The sequence below is a fragment of the Marinobacter goseongensis genome, from assembly GCF_023156235.1.
GTDB lineage: Bacteria > Pseudomonadota > Gammaproteobacteria > Pseudomonadales > Oleiphilaceae > Marinobacter > Marinobacter goseongensis.
Window position 1 is genome coordinate 1 of sequence record NZ_JAKZAI010000052.1, and the last position, 1,829, is coordinate 1,829.

Below are 1,829 nucleotides of genomic sequence, written 5' to 3' on the forward strand. Positions count from 1 at the left end.
TGCTCTCTTTATTAGCCAACCAAGTAATTCGTGTGGACTCTGACCGAAGCATTCGGCTTCGTTTAAGGAGGTGATCCAGCCGCAGGTTCCCCTACGGCTACCTTGTTACGACTTCACCCCAGTCATGAACCACACCGTGGTAATCGTCCTCCCGAAGGTTAGACTAACTACTTCTGGTGCAATCCACTCCCATGGTGTGACGGGCGGTGTGTACAAGGCCCGGGAACGTATTCACCGTGACATTCTGATTCACGATTACTAGCGATTCCGACTTCACGGAGTCGAGTTGCAGACTCCGATCCGGACTACGATGCGTTTTGTGAGATTAGCTCCCCCTCGCGGGTTTGCAGCCCTCTGTGCGCACCATTGTAGCACGTGTGTAGCCCTGGCCGTAAGGGCCATGATGACCTGACGTCATCCCCACCTTCCTCCGGTTTGTCACCGGCAGTCTCCCTAGAGTTCTCAGCCGAACTGCTAGCAACTAGGGATAGGGGTTGCGCTCGTTACGGGACTTAACCCAACATCTCACGACACGAGCTGACGACGGCCATGCAGCACCTGTGTCAGAGTTCCCGAAGGCACCAATCCATCTCTGGAAAGTTCTCTGCATGTCAAGGCCAGGTAAGGTTCTTCGCGTTGCGTCGAATTAAACCACATGCTCCACCGCTTGTGCGGGCCCCCGTCAATTCATTTGAGTTTTAACCTTGCGGCCGTACTCCCCAGGCGGTCAACTTAGTGCGTTAGCTGCGCCACTAAGACTTCAAGAGTCCCAACGGCTAGTTGACATCGTTTACGGCGTGGACTACCAGGGTATCTAATCCTGTTTGCTCCCCACGCTTTCGCACCTCAGTGTCAGTGTTGGTCCAGGTAGCCGCCTTCGCCACTGGTGTTCCTTCCTATATCTACGCATTTCACCGCTACACAGGAAATTCCACTACCCTCTACCACACTCTAGCCTGACAGTTCGAAATGCCGTTCCCAGGTTAAGCCCGGGGCTTTCACATCTCGCTTATCAAACCACCTACGCGCGCTTTACGCCCAGTAATTCCGATTAACGCTTGCACCCTCCGTATTACCGCGGCTGCTGGCACGGAGTTAGCCGGTGCTTCTTCTGTGAGTAACGTCAATCTTCCAGAGTATTAATCTGAAAGCCTTCCTCCTCACTGAAAGTGCTTTACAACCCGAAAGCCTTCTTCACACACGCGGCATGGCTGGATCAGGGTTGCCCCCATTGTCCAATATTCCCCACTGCTGCCTCCCGTAGGAGTTCGGGCCGTGTCTCAGTCCCGATGTGGCTGATCATCCTCTCAGACCAGCTACGGATCGTCGCCTTGGTGAGCCTTTACCCCACCAACTAGCTAATCCGACTTAGGCTCATCCAATAGCGCAAGGTCCGAAGATCCCCTGCTTTCCCCAAAAGGGCGTATGCGGTATTAATCCGGGTTTCCCCGGGCTATCCCCCACTACTGGGCAGATTCCTAAGCATTACTCACCCGTCCGCCGCTCGTCAGCGGGGTGCAAGCACCCCCTGTTACCGCTCGACTTGCATGTGTTAAGCCTGCCGCCAGCGTTCAATCTGAGCCATGATCAAACTCTTCAGTTTAAATCATACAAGAATCCGAAGATTCTCTATTCTTGCTCAAGACAAAACTCAATTTTCGACGAGTCACTGTCCTGATATTTCGTATCCGAAATACCTCGGCCAGCGCCCACACGAATTACTTGGTTAACTTTTTAAAGAGCGTTTGAGCTGTTGCTCAATCAAGGTGGCGTATTCTACATCGTTCCGCCGCCTTGTCAACCGTTTATCTGAAGAATTTCAAAACTCG

The 1,829-nt window shown here is 52.9% G+C and carries 1 rRNA gene; it reads right to left on the bottom strand.

The features are described from left to right. Nucleotides 1-63 precede the first annotated feature (63 nt). Nucleotides 64-1,603, bottom strand: a 16S ribosomal RNA gene (locus MLC70_RS18070). Between the last annotated feature and the right edge of the window lie 226 nt (nucleotides 1,604-1,829).